The 18,553-nt window shown below is 44.8% G+C and carries 17 protein-coding genes; 10 read left to right on the top strand and 7 right to left on the bottom strand.

Translation table 11 applies throughout. The annotated features are described in order from the left end of the window. Positions 1–67 precede the first annotated feature (67 nt). Genes NST31_RS06560 through modA form a run of 3 tightly spaced genes read right to left on the bottom strand, consistent with a single transcriptional unit; the run spans position 68 to position 2,220 of the window. The gene (locus tag NST31_RS06560; RefSeq protein ID WP_077113582.1) at positions 68–715 is read right to left on the bottom strand and encodes an ATP-binding cassette domain-containing protein; all 648 of its coding nucleotides are present in this window, start codon (positions 713–715) and stop codon (positions 68–70) included. A 14-nt stretch (positions 716–729) separates the two neighbouring features. Further along, on the bottom strand, positions 730–1,404 hold the full coding sequence (gene modB, locus NST31_RS06555) for a molybdate ABC transporter permease subunit (protein ID WP_077113625.1): 675 nt from the start codon (positions 1,402–1,404) through the stop codon (positions 730–732). A gap of 24 nt (positions 1,405–1,428) precedes the next feature. Next, positions 1,429–2,220: a molybdate ABC transporter substrate-binding protein gene (gene modA / locus NST31_RS06550; protein WP_077113581.1), complete on the bottom strand. Its 792-nt coding sequence runs from the start codon at positions 2,218–2,220 to the stop codon at positions 1,429–1,431. A gap of 124 nt (positions 2,221–2,344) precedes the next feature. On the opposite strand from modA, the gene NST31_RS06545 reads away from it, so the two are divergent. Further along, entirely contained in the window at positions 2,345–3,265 is a 921-nt protein-coding gene (locus NST31_RS06545; RefSeq protein WP_205179089.1) for a substrate-binding domain-containing protein, read from the top strand. Positions 3,266–3,384: 119 nt separating this feature from the next. Here the strand turns inward: NST31_RS06545 and NST31_RS06540 are convergent, their stop codons facing one another. The 4 genes from NST31_RS06540 to NST31_RS06525 all read right to left on the bottom strand — a co-directional run bounded on the left by NST31_RS06540 (position 3,385) and on the right by NST31_RS06525 (position 6,924). Further along, positions 3,385–4,596 (bottom strand): FAD-dependent oxidoreductase, encoded by a 1,212-nt coding sequence (locus tag NST31_RS06540; protein ID WP_205179087.1) that lies wholly within the window; start codon positions 4,594–4,596, stop codon positions 3,385–3,387. Beyond that, entirely contained in the window at positions 4,593–4,925 is a 333-nt protein-coding gene (locus NST31_RS06535) for a (2Fe-2S)-binding protein (RefSeq protein WP_205179085.1), read from the bottom strand. Before NST31_RS06535 ends, NST31_RS06540 begins: the two co-directional genes overlap by 4 nt. Further along, positions 4,918–5,193, bottom strand: coding sequence for a (2Fe-2S)-binding protein (locus NST31_RS06530; RefSeq protein WP_077113577.1), 276 nt, complete (start codon positions 5,191–5,193; stop codon positions 4,918–4,920). Before NST31_RS06530 ends, NST31_RS06535 begins: the two co-directional genes overlap by 8 nt. Positions 5,194–5,262: 69 nt before the next feature. Beyond that, complete coding sequence (locus NST31_RS06525; RefSeq protein WP_339164665.1) at positions 5,263–6,924, bottom strand: sigma 54-interacting transcriptional regulator; 1,662 nt, start codon at positions 6,922–6,924, stop codon at positions 5,263–5,265. A 174-nt stretch (positions 6,925–7,098) separates the two neighbouring features. Between NST31_RS06525 and NST31_RS06520 the strand changes: the two genes are divergently transcribed. The 9 genes from NST31_RS06520 to NST31_RS06480 all read left to right on the top strand — a co-directional run bounded on the left by NST31_RS06520 (position 7,099) and on the right by NST31_RS06480 (position 18,166). Then, positions 7,099–8,274, top strand: a complete 1,176-nt coding sequence (locus tag NST31_RS06520; protein WP_339164663.1) for an FAD-dependent oxidoreductase — start codon at positions 7,099–7,101, stop codon at positions 8,272–8,274. Then, positions 8,271–9,308 carry a proline racemase family protein gene (locus tag NST31_RS06515; RefSeq protein WP_205179072.1) on the top strand — a complete coding sequence of 346 codons (1,038 nt, stop codon included), beginning with the start codon at positions 8,271–8,273 and terminating at the stop codon, positions 9,306–9,308. The genes NST31_RS06520 and NST31_RS06515 overlap by 4 nt, the downstream gene beginning before the upstream one ends. Continuing rightward, the gene (locus NST31_RS06510; protein ID WP_339164661.1) at positions 9,305–10,243 is read left to right on the top strand and encodes a proline racemase family protein; all 939 of its coding nucleotides are present in this window, start codon (positions 9,305–9,307) and stop codon (positions 10,241–10,243) included. Before NST31_RS06515 ends, NST31_RS06510 begins: the two co-directional genes overlap by 4 nt. 37 nt (positions 10,244–10,280) lie before the next feature. Next, positions 10,281–11,702: a Na+/H+ antiporter NhaC gene (gene nhaC / locus NST31_RS06505; RefSeq protein ID WP_339164660.1), complete on the top strand. Its 1,422-nt coding sequence runs from the start codon at positions 10,281–10,283 to the stop codon at positions 11,700–11,702. A 22-nt stretch (positions 11,703–11,724) separates the two neighbouring features. Beyond that, on the top strand, positions 11,725–12,627 hold the full coding sequence (dapA, locus tag NST31_RS06500) for a 4-hydroxy-tetrahydrodipicolinate synthase (protein ID WP_077113571.1): 903 nt from the start codon (positions 11,725–11,727) through the stop codon (positions 12,625–12,627). Between the two features lie 87 nt (positions 12,628–12,714). Next, positions 12,715–14,154 carry a sodium:solute symporter family protein gene (locus NST31_RS06495; RefSeq protein WP_205179061.1) on the top strand — a complete coding sequence of 480 codons (1,440 nt, stop codon included), beginning with the start codon at positions 12,715–12,717 and terminating at the stop codon, positions 14,152–14,154. 3 nt (positions 14,155–14,157) lie between these two features. Next, positions 14,158–15,294, top strand: coding sequence for a Xaa-Pro peptidase family protein (locus tag NST31_RS06490; RefSeq protein WP_077113569.1), 1,137 nt, complete (start codon positions 14,158–14,160; stop codon positions 15,292–15,294). A gap of 184 nt (positions 15,295–15,478) precedes the next feature. Beyond that, the gene (locus NST31_RS06485) at positions 15,479–16,645 is read left to right on the top strand and encodes an amidohydrolase family protein (protein WP_339164658.1); all 1,167 of its coding nucleotides are present in this window, start codon (positions 15,479–15,481) and stop codon (positions 16,643–16,645) included. Between the two features lie 33 nt (positions 16,646–16,678). Then, complete coding sequence (locus tag NST31_RS06480) at positions 16,679–18,166, top strand: aldehyde dehydrogenase family protein (protein ID WP_339164656.1); 1,488 nt, start codon at positions 16,679–16,681, stop codon at positions 18,164–18,166. Positions 18,167–18,553: the final 387 nt, after the last annotated feature.

Raw genomic sequence — 18,553 nt, 5'->3', positions numbered from 1 at the left:
TTACAAACCTTGATTTCACGCGGTTTTATTTTCACGATTTGTACGGGAATGTCAGTTTGTTTTTAACTTATGTACCAGGCTCTGTTTTTTGTTGGGGTCTTTCGTTCGCCAGTTTTCCATTCTCCAAATATAAAATTCTATCTCCCAGTTTTTCAGCTTCCTCGCGGTTATGAGTGACTAAAATAATGGGAATGCGCCAGAGCTGGTGGATGCGGAGCAATTCTTCATGGCTTTTTATACGCGTATGGTCATCCAATGCGGAAAACGGCTCATCCAAAAGCAGGGCGTCTGGTTCGGTGGCAATCGCTCTTACAAGGGCTACACGCTGTTTTTCGCCACCTGAAATTTCAGAAGGATATTTGTTTGCCAGATGTTCGATTTGCAGTTCTCTCATGAAGTCTTTGGCAAATGTTTCATTTTTCATGCCGTAAGAGATATTTTTCCAGACGGTCATATGTGGAAAAAGGGCGTAATCTTGAAACAAATATCCGATGTTTCTTTTTTGGATGGGAACGAGCGGCTTGCCGTCAAAAAATGTTGTCTCGTTCAAGCGGATGGTCCCGGAGTCGGGCTGGTTCAGTCCCGCAATACAATGTAGGATGGTTGTTTTCCCTGATCCGGAAGGTCCGAACAAGATGACGATTTCATTGGCTGCCGTGAACTGCACCTTCAAGTGAAAATGGGATCGTTTTTTTTGAATATCAACGGTAAGCACATTCGAACCCTCCATCAAGATTTCGTGTGTTTCATCATGTTCTTTTTACTCCACCAGTTTAGCCATAAAATGGCGCTGAATCCAAGGGCAACGATAATGATGACCCAAAAGGTGGCAAGCTCCATATCTCCAGATTCCACTGCGAAGTAGATGGCGAGCGGAATCGTATCCGTCACGTTCGGGATATAGCCGGCGATCATCAAAGTAGCGCCGAATTCACCGAGTGCGCGGGCGAAGGAAAGGACAGTCCCAGCGAGCAAACCCGGCCAGGCAAGCGGAAAGGAAATCGTCCAAAATACTTTCCATTTGGAAGCGCCCATCGTATAGGCGGCACTTTCAACATTCGGATCATATTGTTGAAAAGCGGCGACGGCACTTTGATACATCAATGGAAACGATACGACAATTGCTGCGATGAGGACTCCGTACCAGGTAAAAACAATTTGAAAGTCGAACCAGTCAAGCAACAGCTTGCCAATTATGCCATTTTTTCCGAAAATGTATAACAGGCCGAAGCCGACAACGGTTGGAGGAAGAACGAGCGGCAGCATAATGATGGCTTCCACTACGCTTTTTCCGGTAAAGGAATTGCGCCCAATCACCCTTGCAAGGACGACTCCTGTGATAAAGACGATGATTGTCGCGATAGCAGCCGTTTTAAATGATAATAAAAGCGGAGAGTAGTTCATATGTTCCATCATACCTTACCAACGTTATTTCTTGAATCCGTATTTTTTCATAATGTTTTGAGCTTCCTCTGTTTGCAAAAACGTTAGAAAATCTTCCGCTTCTTTTTCATGCTTCGTATTGGCGATGACGGCGCCCGGGTAAACGATAGGGCCATGCAAAGAATCGTCAACAGTGGCTAACATCTTGATTTTATCGGAATTCACCGCATCACTTTCATAAACAAAACCGATGTCGGCATTCCCGGTTTCCACATATGTTAATACTTGCCGAACGTCTTTTGCCAAAACAAGCTGATCTTTTAGCTCATTCCATTTATTCAAATGATGTAGTGCTTCTTCCGTATATTTACCTGCCGGAACGCTTTTAGGATTGCCAATGGCGATCTGCTCCACATCTTTCGCTGAAATTTGTGCTGCCGAAGTATATTGGATATCGGAATCCGCACTTGTAATCATGACCATTTTATTTCCTGTAATATTTGCTCGTGTCGAACGATTGATTAGGTCTTCTTTTTCCAATGTGTCCATCCATTCCTGGTTGGCAGAAAGAAAAATGTCAACAGGTGCGCCCTGCTGAATTTGCCGGGCTAATGTGCCGGAGCCGCCCAACTGCAAAGTGATATCGACTGTATGGTCTTTTTCATAGAGTTCTTTGATTTCTTCCAGTGCCTCTGTCAGACTGACTGCTGCGGAAACAGTCAATGGTATCTTTTTCCCTTCTGTTTCCTTGTCGACGTTGGTGGTTGTTTCCTTGCTGTTGCATCCTGCCAATAACAACGAAGCGACTAGCAAGATGAATATGGCGAACTTTTTCATCTGAATCCCCCAAAAAAGCAGATTTGGTTATATCTATTTATCATTAGTTATAACTAATTATAGTTAGCTTGAACATATAAGTAAATGATAAAATAGAGTGATTATATGTATTGAGGTGTTGTTGATGGCACACAATGAGTCTTTTACAACGGAAGAGATTGCCCGGCTCTTGAAAGTCTCCAAATTGACGGTTTATGACTTAATTAAAAAAGGGGAATTGAAAGCGTTCCGGGTAGGACGGCAAATGCGTGTGGATGCGAATGAGCTGGAGCATTACAAATTACGGACACTGGAAGTGAAATCTGCTCCGGAAGTGGAAGCTGAAAAAACGGTAAAAGGATCAGTGCGTCAAGTCGTGATCAGCGGCCAGGATAGCAGTCTCGATATTTTGGCCAGACAGATCGAATCGAACACAAACCAGTATCGTCCGTTGCGTTCTTACGCGGGCAGCCTTGACGGCTTGATTGCCATGTATTTGGGAAAAGCGGATATTGTCAGTACGCATTTGCTCGACGGTGATACACTTCAATATAATATTCCCTACATAAGAAAGCTGCTTGTCAGTCAATCCTTTATTGTGATGAACTTGATCGGCCGCAGGGCCGGGCTTTATGTGGCAAAGGGAAATCCATTGCAAATAAGGGGTTGGCCGGACTTGGCCAAGGCTGGTTTAAAGCTGATTAATCGTGAGAAGGGGGCCGGAGCCCGGGTGCTGCTAGACGAACAACTGCGGCTTAACGGTATATCGAAAAAACACGTAAAAGGATATGGAGATATTCAAACAAGCCATTTGGGAGTGGCTAGCAGCGTGGCCAATGGAAGAGCCGATGTCGGTGTCGGCATTGAACATACGGCCAAAGTTGCGAATATTGATTTTATCCCCTTGATGACAGAAAGCTATGATCTTGTCATATTAAAAACAAATGAAAATGAACAGCTCATCGGCAACGTGCAGGCGATTTTACAAAATAAATCTTTTCAAGAAGAATTGCAATCCCTCGGTTATGATGTATCCAGAACTGGTGAAGTAGTATATGAACAGTAAAGATGTTAGTTCGTGAATTGGCCAGGTTTTTAAAACCATGAGGGTACGCCAAGAGATTGCCATAAATATCAAATCAGCATAAAAAAACTGGACCTGCCCGGTCCTGTTTTTTTATGAGCCTATTCGGCAGAAAGCTCTTCCCAAATCTTTTTCATGCGCTCTCTGCCTTGTTGGATGTTTGGTGAAAATTGAATGGCGGCCGCCTGCCTGGTTTCCTGGATAGCTCGTACGGCCTCATCCAATTTTTGATCAATGATCATGGACTCTTTTGCCGCCTGTTTTGCAATCGAGAGTCCGGCGGCAGTCCCTTGGGCCATGGCAATTTTTCCGCTTTCAATCCCGGTGATATTTCCCGCCACAAACAGGCCTTCAAGCGGTGTTTCCATTGTTTCTGAATGAACAGGGACATGCCCTCCCAATTCAGGAATATACCGGAACGGACAGCCGGCGACTGCGGCCAATTCAGCAAGTGGATATAACCCGCCCGCGATGCAAACAAAGTCCGCTTCGTACTCCGTTTGCGAATTTGACATGATATTTCCCCGGGAATCAATATTGACGGTTCGTACCCCTTCCACTTTTGTCTTTCCCACAATTTCAACAGCCGCTTTTCGGAGTTGGAGGGAAGTGCCGTTTACTTTTATGCCTTGTTTCGGATAAAATTGAAGACCCCAGTTTCGGAAAGCAGGACGCTTCATCAAGCGGCTGCCAATGCGCAAAAATCGCGAAGGAGCCAAATGGGAAGCATGGAGCAGGGATTCCATGACATTTTCCGGTATAGCGGCATGTTGACTGAGCGCGTTTTTTTCTGGGAGGATGATCCGTTCCACACGAATGCCGGCCAGTTGCAGTTCATTTAATATGGCAAAGGATAGTATGTTTGCTCCGATAATGATCCCTTTTTTCCCTGCCCGAACCCGGTGGACATTGGTCATCACTTGGGCGGCTCCAATAGACATCACACCCGGCAATGTCCAGCCGGGTATGGGGATTGGAAATTCGGCTGCTCCAGTGGCAAGTAATATAAAAGGAGCATCAAATGTTCCGGCGTCTGTATGGATTTTCCAAAGTTTTTGGGCTTTTTCCAAATCAAAGACTGAAACACCGCAGTGTATATGAACGGACAATTGTTTTGCTTTTTCATGCAGGCGTTTCGATTCTTCTATTCCGTTCCACCATTTTCCCGGTCTTTCTTCGTGTAGCTGTCCAAGCAGCCGGCCGCCCGGCTTTATAAACTCATCGAGTACTGTTACCTCTAGGCCGTGTTGAGCACAGGCAATGGCTCCTGCAAGTCCTGCGGGTCCGGCGCCAATCACAATAACATCGCTCATTTTTTTGCCACCATCTCTTTAATCATATTGGGATGCTGCTTTCCGCTCTCAACAGCCATATCTTTTTTCACAATCGTAAGACAGGCGCGTTGATTTGCCTTCCCGTTGACGGTGACACGGCATTCCATGCAATGGCCAATGTTACAGTAAAATCCGCGAGGTGTTCCACTTTGTTCGTGGACACGGAGTTGGCGGATGCCATTGGCTAAAAGGGCGGCCGCGATTGTTTCTTCTTCGTAAGCGGTATATGTTTCTCCGTCAAATTGAAAAGGAATTTTTTTTCTATGTTCGATTTTGCCTAAAATAGGGTGGTCAATAATTCTAGTCATCAAGATCACCTGCCGTTCCGAAAGTGACCGGTCTGACAGGCGGCTGGTATTTCAACGGAATGTCTGAAACGGAGATGCCCGGCAGTACCTCTTCAATGAGCCGGTCAAGTGTCACCCTGCATGTGCGGCCTCCACAGAAACCCATTCCTGCCCGCGTTCTGAGCTTTAACTCCCTTGCACTGCATGTATATGTTTCAACAGTTGTTTGAATTTGTCCGAAAGTGACTTCCTCACATCGGCAAATGACCAAGTTCTCGTTGCCAGTCATAGGCTTTGCCTCCTTTTGCTGTCTATGCAAGTTTATAATGCAAAAACTGTACCAACAAAGGGAGGATATTCAGTCAAGTCCAAGGCGCTTTAGCCGGTTATACAGGGTGGCTCGTGTGATGCCGAGTTGCTTGGCGCACTCCGCTTTATTTCCTTCTACGATCTTTAAGGCCCGCTCCAACACTTTTCTTTCATGCTTTTCCATTTCGGTCTGAAGCGGCAAAATGGTTTGGTGTTGTTCTTGCTCTTCCCATTTGGGCAGCTGTTTTTGATCAGAGAAGCTGTCCGGAACGAAAGGCAAATACTCTTTTTTGATGATACCGTCCGTCGCAAAAACGACAAGCCGTTCGATGACATTGCGCAGTTCCCGAATATTGCCCGGCCAGTCATACTGTAATAAGGAATGCATAACTTCGGGGGAAAAATCTTGGATGGGACGATCGTAGCGAATAGACAACTCTTTTAAAAAATGATTTGTCAGTTCAATAATATCTTCCTTCCTCTCACGTAAAGGAGGAATTTGGACACTGACGACATTTAAACGGTAAAATAAATCGTCACGGAATTTTCCTTCTTTCACGAGCTCCGATAAGTTTCGATTTGTTGCGGCAATGATACGGAAATCAATATTGATTTCCTTTTCACCGCCAATTCGGTAAAATTTTTGCTCCTGCAACACCCGTAATAATTTTACTTGCATGTCAAGCGGCATTTCTCCCACTTCATCGAGGAATAAAGTTCCTCCGTTAGCCAGTTCAATCTTTCCTTTTTTCCCCTTTTGGCTGGCGCCTGAAAAGGCCCCGCGTTCATAACCGAACATTTCACTTTCAAAGAGAGAATCCGGTATGGCCCCACAGTTAACGGAAATAAATGGGGCGCTTTCTTTTTCGCTTGCATCATGGATGGCTTTGGCGAACACTTCTTTTCCAACGCCGCTTTCCCCTAAAATCAGGACGGTTGACTTAACGGCACACACTTTTTTTGCCAAATCCACTGTTTCCTGGAGGATTCTGCTTTTTCCTTTAATAGTGCTGAACGGATCGTTTGTTTTTCTGTATTTCGCGACCTCTTGCTCGAGGCGGTGTACTTCAAAGGACATGTTAAACAGTTTTTCATTGAGTACTACTTGGCTGGTGACATCCGTTTCCGACACCACCGCCCCAATGATTTCCTCTTCGTAATAGACGGGATTGGAATTGATCAGTACAAATAAGTCGGAACGCGGATGATGTTGTTTGTTTTTAATGCTTTTCCCTTCGTGAAGAGAATGCAAGATTTCCAGTTTGTCAGGTTCAAAAAAGTCCGTAATCAACCGTCCCAATATTTCTTCTTGTTTAATCGAAAATATTTCTTCTGCGCCCTTTGTCCATGTTTTGACACGACCGTCGGCGTCAATGGCCGTCACCGAAGAATCTGATGTGTTGATGACTGCTTCATAAAAAGCGCTTACATGTTGAAAGGAGGTGTAGAGAAACTGGATCATCTGAGCTGCGGTAATATAGCCGTTCGGCTTGTCATTGGCATCAAGCACCACTGTGACGAAAGTTTCTTGGAACGCATTGGTTAATGCCATAAAAGTGTCGTCCTCGTATACCGTTTTACATCGCCATTCTTTTTCAAACGGACTTTTTTGGTAAAAAAAGCGCCCGTCTCTTTCCAATATATAGTCCATGTTGTTAGGCCGTATTTTCGTATGCAGCACTTCACGGATAGTTGGCAGCGAAAGAGCCATGATTCCACCCCTTATATATAAAAAATTTTACAGTGTAAAGATTATTATACACTAATATGTTCAAGTTTTTAAAATTTTCCCGAAAGTAATATTGATTTTCTCATGTGGCCGGCGGAGCGACCTGGCACAGTATTTGCAACCTATAAAAAGTAAGCACCGAAGGGAGGAACAGCTTTGAAACATTGTGATGTGTTCATCATCGGCGGCGGAATTATCGGGTGTGCTATCGCCTATTACGTGTCCAAATCCGGTCGGCAAGTGACCCTTGTTGAAAAAGGAGATTTTGTAAGCGGCACTTCTTCTCGTTGTGACGGAAATATTTTGGCTATAGATAAAGATCCGGGTTTTGACAGCCAGATGTCTTTGGTCAGCCAGAAGCTTGTCGCTGACTTATCACGCCAGTTGGATTATCCATTTGAATACCGCGCACCAGGAAGTATTCTTGTTTGTGAATCTGAAGAAGAAATGGAAGCTGCGGAGCAATGGGTGGAACGCCAAAAAGCGGCAGGATTGCCGTTTCGGATGTTGGACCGAAATGATATACGGCATGAGTCCAAGTATTTTGCTGACGACTTGCTTGGGGGTTTGGAATGTTCCACAGATTCAACCGTCAATCCATATATGCTTGCTTTTGCATTGTTGGAAGCGGCAAAGGAGCAAGGAACAGAGGCTTGGAAACATACAGAGGTGAGGCGTGTAAAAAAGGAAGGAGACGGGTCTTTTTCCATTGATACGTCAAACGGAATGTTTACCGCTAACCATGTGGTGAATGCCGCTGGCGTCTGGGCGCCTAAAATCGGGGAAATGCTGGGCCTGTCGATTCCGATCAAGCCAAGGAAAGGGCATATCATTGTCGCCTCCAGACAAGAACAGATCGGTTTGCGTAAAGTGATGGAGTTTGGCTATTTAATTTCCAAGTTTGGCGGGGAGCGCCGGGTTGATCCGCTTACAGAGAAATATGGGGTGGCGCTTGTCTTTGAACCGACGGAAAGCCAAAATTTTCTAATCGGGAGCAGCCGGGAATTTGTCGGTTTTAACACGAAGGTAGAGCATGAAGTCATTCAATGTATTGCCCGCAGAGCGATTCGCTTTTATCCAAAAATGGCTGACATGATGATGATCCGTACTTACGCAGGTCTCCGGCCGTACACGGAAGATCATTTGCCGATTGTGTCGCGAGTGGATGAGATTCCAAATTTTTACATAGCGGCAGGACATGAGGGGGATGGAATCAGCCTGGCGGCTGTCACAGGGAAAGTTGTGGAGGAGCTCATGAATGAAAAAGAGACCAGTATTCCGATTCAACCTTTAAGCTATCATCGTTTTCAGAAAGGGGTGGCAAGTATTTGAAGGCGCAAAAAGTGTTTACAACGATAGATACACATACAGGAGGAAATCCAACGAGAACTCTCATCAGCGGGCTTCCCGAACTAAAAGGAAACACGATGTCGGAGAAGATGCTGTACATGAAAAAAGAGTATGACTGGATCCGCAAGCTGCTCATGAATGAGCCCAGAGGGCATGATGTGATGTCGGGAGTGCTTTTGACAGAGCCGTGCGATCCCGCGGCGGATATCGGCGTCATCTACATTGAAACAGGCGGATATTTGCCGATGTGCGGCCATGATACGATTGGCGTCTGCACAGCTTTGACAGAGTCGGGGCTCATCTCTGTAAAAGAGCCTGTGACCTCCTTGACATTGGATACACCGGCCGGGTTGGTGGAAGTGGATATCCTTGTCGAAAACGGAAAGGCGGTCACCGTTTCTTTTAACAATGTGCCATCCTTTTTGTTAAAGAGCGTCAGCGTTGATGTGGAAGGCATTGGCGAGGTACAGGCGGATATCGCGTACGGGGGAAACTTTTACGCGATTATTGACGCCAAATCAGTGGGACTCGATTTGATTCCTGAAAACGCTTCCGACATTATTGCAAAGGCGATCAACATTCGTAACGCCATCAACGAATCAACGGAAGTGGTCCACCCGCAATTTCCGTTTATCAGGGGATTGACCCATGTGGAATTTTTTACGGAGCCAACGCATAAAGAAGCGGATGTAAAAAACACCGTTGTCGTCCCGCCGGGCGGGATCGACCGTTCACCGTGCGGGACGGGGACTTCTGCCAAGCTGGCTGTTCTTTATGCCAATGACGAAATAGGGATAGAAGAAGAATTTGTCCATGAGAGTATAGTCGGCACATTATTTACAGGGCGTGTGCTTCATGAAACGCAAGTCCAAGGAATGGACGCGGTTGTGGCAAACATATCGGGATCGGCCTGGCTGATGGGCATGCACCGCTTTTTCTACAATGAGGAAGATCCGCTTAGGGAAGGGTTTCTTCTTATTCCGCCGATGGAGCATGAAACGGAGGATGTGACATGAAACTGCAAAAAATGTATCACACGACTGACGTGCATGTGGCAGGCGAAGTTTTTCGGATCATCCATGATGTGCCACTCGTTCATTACAGAAGTCTGCAACAATTGGAGGAGCAGCTGCCGGCCACTTTTTCAGAAGAAATGAAATTGCTTGTAAAAGAGCCGCGCGGTTTTGCGGGGATCACCGGCTGTCTCGTTGTTCCGCCTGTCAGTGAAGAAGCGGATGTGGCTGTTATCTTTTTTGATCATGAAGGCACATTGCCTGTTCATAATGCCGGAGTTGCCGCCATCACTACTGCCCTGCTTGAAAATGGCCGCTTAAAGGAGAAACAATCAAGCGAGTATTTGATAGAAACCGTTCAAGGCATCGTTTTTGCATCGGCGGTAATGGAAAAGGAACAGGTTGTATCCGTTATTGTGGAGACAGGTTCGTTTACTCTTGTGAAGTCTGACATTCCTTTTTTAGAGACAATGTATACCCTCGTGCAGGGGGAGCATTTGTATGCTCTGTTTGACGCGAAAGAAGTTGGCGCCGTGCTGGAACTCGCCAATCTTTCAGAATTAAAAGAATGGGGACGACAGGCTGTTCAAAAGTTGGCAAGGGAACGCGCAGTTGAAAGGGTTGTGTTAATGGATTGGGCGGAAGCATCCAAGGGAAGGGTGAAATCAGTCACGTTCCGGGAGGACGGATGGCTCGTCCGTTCGCCGGGCTTCGGTTCGACGGCGGCCTGTTTTACAAGTCTGGTGGGGAAAGGGGAAATCCGGTCGGAACAACGGCTAGTGAATGAAAGCATTTTTGGAAGTTTTCTTGAAGCAAATTTGCTTCAAGTCGACGGCGACAATCGGTTCAGTATACGTGCGAGAGGGTTTATGACAGGGGCGCAAACGTTTATCCTCGATCCAACGGACCCTCTGCCTGACGGTTTTTTGCTTAAGTAATGGCATTCCTGGTTTATGAAAAATGAGGAGGAAAACCATGGTAAAAGAAAAGCGTCTTCCCAATCTGCCTGAAGTAATCTTTGTGTTAGTGAGTTTTATTGTCATCATGTACGTGTTTGTTGCGCAAATTGGCCTTCCGATTCAATTGGCATTGTTCGTTTCCTGGTTTGTCATTATGCTTGTCGGCCTTAAAATCGGTTACACGTATTCCGATTTGCAGGATGGCATTTTAAAGGGGATTCATAACGGTTTGGAAGCTGTCTTGGTCCTCATTACGGTGGGGGCGTTGATTGGTACATGGATTGCCGGCGGAATCGTTCCGAGCATCATTTATTATGGTCTCACCATTATTAATCCGACGATCTTTTTATTTGCCGCTTTCGTTATTTGTACGTTGACATCGCTGGCAACCGGAACGTCATTCGGCACAGCGGGCACTGCCGGCATCGCCATGATGGGGATTGGACACAGTTTTGGAATACCGATGGCGCTTGTGGCAGGGGCCGTTATTTCCGGAGCTTATGTTGGAGATAAAATGTCTCCGCTTTCAGACACGACGATTATGACGGCCTCATTGACGAAAGTAAACTTGATTGAGCACATCAAATCCATGCTGTATGTCAGTGTTCCCGCTTGGGTGTTAACGGGCTTGTTATTTATCTTTACCGGTTTGTTTTACGTGAACAAAAGCGGCGACCTAAGCCGTGCAGAAGCGACGATGGCTTCATTGCAGGAGCATTTTCATATTGGCTGGTATATGCTCATTCCTGCCGTGATTGTTATTATCCTTCTAGCCATGAAAAAGCCGTCGATTCCGACGATTGCTTTTGGTGCCTTGCTCGGAGCCATTTGGTCCTTTCTATTTCAAGATATGACGATACTGGATGCGATTAAAACTTCCTACAGCGGATTTGCGATTGAATCGGGCGTCGATTTTATCGACAATTTGCTCAACAGGGGCGGGATTGTCTCCATGCTTGATGTCATTGTTCTCATTTTGTTTGCTCTTGGCGTTGGCGGTTTGATGGAGAAAATCGGCATATTGCAGGTTATTTGCAACACGATGCTTGCTTGGGCGGATAATGCGGGGAAAGTGACACTTTCTACGATCATTTCCGGATTTTTTGGGAACTTCTTTGGAGGCGCTGCTTACGTATCCATTATCACGGCGAGTAAGATTACCGAAAAAAACTATGATCGTCTTGGCATTGACCGGCGGGTGCTTTCAAGAAATACAGAAGCGGGCGGAACGGTTACGACGCCGATGGTGCCGTGGAGTGATGGCGGGGTATATATGGCCACTGTATTAGGTGTAAGCACTTTGTCCTACCTTCCCTTTTTATGGTTTAACTTTTTGGCTGTATTCATTACGTTGATTTACGGGTTTACGAATAAGTTTATTTGGTATACGAACGATTCGGACAGTGAAGAGACGGATCAACAAATTGCAAGTCTATAACATAATGAATGGAGGAAGTAAAATGTCAAAAATCAGGGGAGCTTTTCCGGTTTTAATTACCCCGATGAATGAACATCAGGAGATTGATTGGGGAGGTGTTAAGAACAATATACATTATTTTATCGACCAAGGTGTGGCTGGAGTCATTATCAATGGGAGCACCGGAGAGTTTGTCAGTCTGACGAAAGAAGAAAAATATAAGATGGTTGAAACGGTGGTTCAAGAAGTAAACGGACGAATTCCTGTAATGGTTGGGACAGCGTCCGAAACGACGAAAGAAACAATCGAATACACGAAACAGGCGGAAGCGAATGGCGCGGACGCCGCCTTGATCATTAATCCTTACTATTGCAAACCGAAGGAAGAAGAAATCTATTTTCATTTTAAAGAAGTTGCCAAAGAAACGGATATTCCGATCATGCTGTATAACAATCCAGGTCTGTCCGGCATCGATATGAGCACGGAGTTGATGCTGCGGCTTGCAAGAGAATGTGAAACCATTACACATGTCAAAGAATCGAGCGGCGATATTCAGAAAGCGAGAGACCTCGCCCGTGAAGGAAAAGGCGACATTGAAGTGTTTTGCGGAGCTGAAGAGCTGGTCATGGAATCTTATTTCGTCGGAGCAACGGGCTGGGTGTCCGTAGCGGGCAATATTGTGCCGAAACTGGTGACAGATATGTTTCACTACTTCCAAAATGGTGAAATTGACAAGGCCTGGGAAATCAACGACCGCATTCTTCCTCTCTGTCATTTCCTTGAAGGATCGGGGAAATATGTCCAAATTGTCAAGCGGGCTCTGGAATTGACCGGGCAGGCCGGCGGACCGTCGCGCTATCCAAGACTGGGATTGTCGCCGGCTGAAGAACAGCAGTTGAGAGATATTTTATCTCAATTAAACATTACACTCGCCACAGTAAAATAAAAGAATATGATGTTTGCGAAATTCAGTGGAAAGGACAGGATTACATGGTTTAGTAAAATGTCAATCTTCTACCAGGGGTGGTAAGCCATGAATGTTCATTTAATCATTGTTATTGTGTATTTAACTAGCATGGTTTTCTTAGGAATGTATTTTGCTAAGCGCGAAGTTAAAAATACCGAGGATTTTATGATAGCAGGGCGGCGATTGCCGGGTTTTATCCTCGTTGGAACATTGCTTGCCACGTGGGTGGGATCAGGAACAATAGTCGGAGGGGCCAGTTTTATTTTTCAATACGGGCCTCTCGCCTCTATTATTTACTTTGCCGGTGGACCTATTGGGATCATGATTTTATACTTCATTGCCGATAAGGCCCGATTATTGAAGAAAAATACTTTACCAGAAATGTTGGAGAATAGATATGGAAGTACTACTCGGCTTGTCGCCACTGTTTTTATCCTGTTGGCGTATGTGGGCATTACCGCTTACCAATTCATAGGCGGAGGAGTCATACTGAGTATGACGACTGACATATCACCTGAAACCGGCACGATACTCATTGCTGTTTTTGTCATATTTTTAGCTGTAACAGGTGGACTATTTTCTGTCTCTTACACAGATTTTGTAAGCGCTATATTGATTGTGTTTGGATTTTTAATCGCTGTCCCATTTTTATTGCCCAAGGTAGATGGTTTTTCTGGAATGGTTTCCGCATTGCCTGACAGTCATGTAAGCTGGTCGGGAGGATTGACATTCCCGCAATTGTTGGGGTTCTTTTTACCGACCTTCCTATTAATACTGGGAGACCAAAATATGTACAATCGATTTTCGGCAGCCAGGGACGAAATCACCGCAAAAAAATCAACAATCGGATTCTTTTTTGGGAATGTCATCATTATTAGTTTAGCGATCTTTATTGCGACAACTGCTGTTGTGTTATACCCGGAAATTCAATCTGACACTTCTATTTTTCATATTGCCGCAAATGCAGTACCGGTTCCCGTTGGGTCACTGATATTGGTTGCTTCCATTGCGTTGGTCATTACGACAGCTAACTCCTTTTTATTATCCATTGCCGGAAATATCGTTTACGACATTTACTCTCGATTTAAGGGTACGCTCACAGATCGGCAGCATTTACGTTTTAGTCGGATGTCTGTTATACTGCTTGGTATTTTGGCCTATGTACTCGGTACTTTTTTTCCGAGTGTATTAGAAGTACAAATGTATTCTTACACGATGTATGGTGCAGCAATTACACCCGTTGTGATGGCGACATTTTTTTGGAAAAGAGCCAATACGGCGGGGGCGCTGGCTTCTATTATTACTGGTGGGATGGCAACCCTTTTCTGGGAACTTGTACTCAATAAGCCGTTTGATTGGAACAGTGTTTTGTTTTCTTTGCCGTTATCGGTCGCTGCCCTCATTATTATCACGTTACTCACGTCAAAAAAGAAGGATATCGCGAGTATGGATACAGATTCAACAATCGTTCATCAAGCAAATGATAAACTTCCGGGAGGTCGGTGAAAAATGAATATAGACCATCGGTTAAATGAATTAAGAACGTTTATGAATGAGCAAGGGCTTGCGGCTTGTGTCATTTCTAATCCGGATCATCAATATTATCTCAGTTCCTTTAAGGCGATCTTATATTCGCGTCCCATTCTATTTGTGCTAGATGAAAAATCAACGAGCTTAATCGTTCCGGCGTTGGAAGAGGTTCATGCCAAGGAAGAAGCAAAGATAGATCGTATTCTTACTTATTATGAACATCCGGAAAAAGCAAAGGAAGGTATTCATCCATATCAACATTTGGAAAAATTGCTCGTTCCGTATTCGACAGGATCAAAAATCGGCATCGATATGAGTGCGACTTCCGCGGGTCTGGCTGAATGGATCCGGAAGTTGGGATTTACACTCGTTGATGTAGGACAAAAAATCGTTGAAATGCGTTATATAAAAGATGAAGAAGAGTTGAAGTTGATAGAGGAAGCGGGCCGGCTTGCCAACTTGGCGGTAGATCAATCTTTAAAGGCGTGTAGAGAAGGAATCACGGAAATCGAAATGGATGCGGCAGGAAATGAAGCTTTATTTAAGGAAACGGCTAAAAAGCATCCAAACTCAACACTGGATTTATTTGCCATGTCTCCTTCCGGCATAGAACGCACGATCATGCCGCATGTCTTTTCAAATACAAGGAAACTACGAAAAGGAGATGTGATTATTCATAGCCGTCAAGTGGCACTCAACGGTTATCGGGCCGAGCTGGAAAGAACGGTAGTCCTTGGCGAATTAACGAAAGAGCAAAGAAGAGGTTTTGAAGCGGCAAAACTGGCCCAGCAAGCATCAATTGATTTTATTAAACCGGGAGTTACGGCCGCTGAAGTCGACGAGGTATCAAGAAATGTGTTAAGAGAGGCTGGATTTGGACAGTACGCCATTCACAGGGCTGGGCATGGCATTGGGATATCCGCGCATGAAGAGCCTTCATTACGGTTTGATAATGATTTGATGTTAAAAAAGGGGATGGTATTTACGATTGAGCCGGGAATTTTTATTCCAGGCATAGGGGGATTTAGACACTCAGATACACTTATACTGACTGAGAATGGTCATAGACTCATCACCGAATACCCGCGTGAATTAGAAGATTTAACCTATCGTTAATCCGGGAGTTACTATACATCCGGACTTTCTCCGATACGCCTGTTGCAGATTCGCAGGACAAATAGTGACTGCCTGTCACCGTATTGGACAAATTTTTCATGAGTCCTTGAACATATTGCAATGTCTGCAAAAATCTGATGAAAAAAATTTGCAACTAAATGATCCATTTATCGGAGGTATGTTTATGGAATTTATCATAAATGGGGTAACGGCTTTTTGTGGTGAAAATCTGGCATTGAAAGAAGAGCAGGCTATTTGGATTAAAGATGAGATGATTTATAAAGTTTTACCAAGTGATCAAATTCCATCAGATAAGCATGTCATTGATAGAAGCGGGATGTTTTTACTTCCTGGATTAATCGATTTACATGTCCATATTATTTGGGACGGTGAGACGGACCCTGTTAAAACGAACGCGGAAGAAAGCTATGAACAAATTATCATTCGCGCTGTAACCAATTACCAAAAATATATAACGAAAGGGATTACGACAATCAGGGATCTTGGTTCCATAAAAGATATTGCCTTACATGTGGCCGAAGCAGCCGATAGAAACCTGATCGCCGGTTCAAGATTAGTCGCATGTGGAAAAACGATCACGATGACGGGCGGACATGATCCTTTTTGGGGAAGTTTTTCGGATGGACCTTCCGAAGTTCTAAAAGCGACACGAGAGCAAATATACAAACATGCCGGTGTTATTAAAGTAAGCGCCACCGGAGGAGTATATGGCAGAAGCAAAGGCGAAGTAGCCGAAAGATCGGAACTCACTTACGAAGAGTTAAAGATTATATGTGAGGAGGCTCATCGATTTGATCTTAAGGTAGCCTCCCATGCCATTGGAAGGGAGGGGATTATCAACTCTATTAATGCGGGAGTAGATTCAATCGAGCATGGTCATTATATCGATGAGGAGATCGTCGAGTTAATGAATAGAAAGGGTTCATCGTGGGTACCGACATTGGAAGTCTATCAAAAGCTTGCCAGTCTGGAGCATGTGCCTTTATATGCCCGAGAAAAAGCAAAAAAAGTAATAGAGGCGCACGAGAAAGCATTTTGTCAGTTTTTTGATCAAGTGCTTGTTGGCGCCGGTTCGGATGCCGGATCCATATCCACTCCTCACCCCTCTTTGCTGGGTGAACTTCATACAATGAATAAATATGTGAATAATCCTAGAGACATTTTGAAAACGGCGACAGTCAATGCGGGAAAGATATTAGGAATTCCTACAGGCCAAATTACAGAAGGCTATTTCGCCGATTTTATTTTAATGGATCAAAACCCTTTATTAGATCTCAATCACCTCGAAGAAATAAAAGAAGTTTATTTAGAAGGAAAAAGATTTGTATAAAAATGTATTCTATTACAAAAAGGAGACTTATCTATGATTACTTCTTATGCAACTTTGAATGAAAAGGTACAGGATTTTTTAAGTAAACCGATTGGTCTATATATAAATGGAAATTTTGTGCCGGCGAAAAGCGGGAAAACATTTGAAACATTAAATCCGGCGACAGAGGAAGTGCTGGCAACGGTGAGCGAAGCACAGGCAGAAGATATTGATGCGGCTGTCGAGGCCGCCCACAGGGCTTTTCATGAAGGACCATGGTCTGCTTTGACAACGGCCGAGCGCTCACATTTGATCTATAAATTGGCTGATTTGCTGGAGGAGAACAGAGAAGAGCTTGCCCAGCTTGAAACGCTTGATAATGGCAAGCCATTTAAAAATGCCCTGGAAGATGATGTGGATGGAACCGTGAACCATTTTCGCTATTATGCCGGCTGGTCGACGAAGTTGTATGGACAAACGATTCCCATCTCTAAACAATATTTAAATTATACGGTTCATGAGCCAGTCGGGGTGGTGGGGCAGATTATTCCCTGGAATTTTCCGCTGGCAATGGCCTCATGGAAACTGGGAGCGGCACTTGCAACGGGTTGCACTGTTGTCATCAAGCCTGCCGAACAGACTCCCTTGTCGCTTCTTTATACAGCAAGACTTTTTAAAGAGGCAGGCTTTCCCGACGGTGTGGTCAATATTGTTCCGGGATTCGGGCCCGAAGCAGGCGAAGCAATCGTCACCCATCCGAAAGTAAATAAAGTTGCATTTACCGGATCGACCGTCACGGGAAAAAACATTATGAAGAAAGCGGCAGATCAAATCAAACATGTAACCCTGGAGCTCGGAGGCAAATCGCCAAATATTATTTTTGAAGATGCCAATGTGGAAGAAGCGATTGAAGGGGCTTTCCAAGGGATCATGTACAATCATGGGCAAAATTGCAGCGCGGGTTCACGCGTCTACGTCCAGCGTTCATTGTATGATCAAGTGTTGAATGCCCTAGTTGAAAAAGCGAACGAACTCGTTCTTGGCAATGGGTTGGACGATAAAACGGAAATGGGGCCGCTCATATCCATGAAACAATTAGAACGCGTCCTTGGCTATGTTCAAAAGGGAGAGGAAGAAGGAGCCAAAATGGTTGCAGGCGGAAAACGGGCATTCGATACAGGCTTCTTCATGCAACCGACTATTTTTGCCGATGTGACAGACGATATGACCATCGCCAGGGAAGAAATTTTCGGGCCGGTCGTTGTGGTGATGCCGTTTGACACGGTAGAAGAGGTCATTCGCAGGGCAAACGACAGTCATTATGGTTTGGCCGCCGGAATCTGGTCGGAAAATATTCAAACTGCCCATTATGTGGCCAGTCGTCTCGAGGCAGGAACCGTTTGGATTAATGACTACGGCTTGGAAATGGAAGGCGCGCCATTTGGGGGCTATAAACAATCGGGAATCGGCCGAGAACTTGGAAGCTATGCGCTGAATGAATATACCGAGGTAAAAAGTGTTTGGGTGAAAGTGAGATCGTAATCAATAGATTTTTAGAGAAAAACTGCCATAAAGGGGCCGGGACGTCCCCTTGTAAAAATGAAATAAATCGCATGGAATCAAGTTTAAAACCTTGATTTCACGCGGTATTATTCTAACGATTTTTACGAATATTAATCAACTTTCAACTTATGTCCCAGCCCCTAGGCTGTCAAGAAACCCTCGAAGAAAACTTAATCACGGCAAATCCATCCTCCCCTTTGGGGATTTTACTCGTCTTTTTTGGGGGAAGCGACTTTTGGGGTTTACTAGCGACTATTTTGATTTACTCCCGACGGAAAGCGAAATATGTTGACGTAGCGATGATGGGGATTTTTTTACACAAATAAACCGGACAATTATAAATGAATTGTTCGGTTTTTGCTATTT

This window comes from Siminovitchia sp. FSL W7-1587, assembly GCF_037963795.1.
In the GTDB taxonomy this organism is placed as follows: Bacteria; Bacillota; Bacilli; order Bacillales; family Bacillaceae_C; genus Siminovitchia; species Siminovitchia thermophila.
This window is presented reverse-complemented; position numbering and strand designations above follow the sequence as displayed.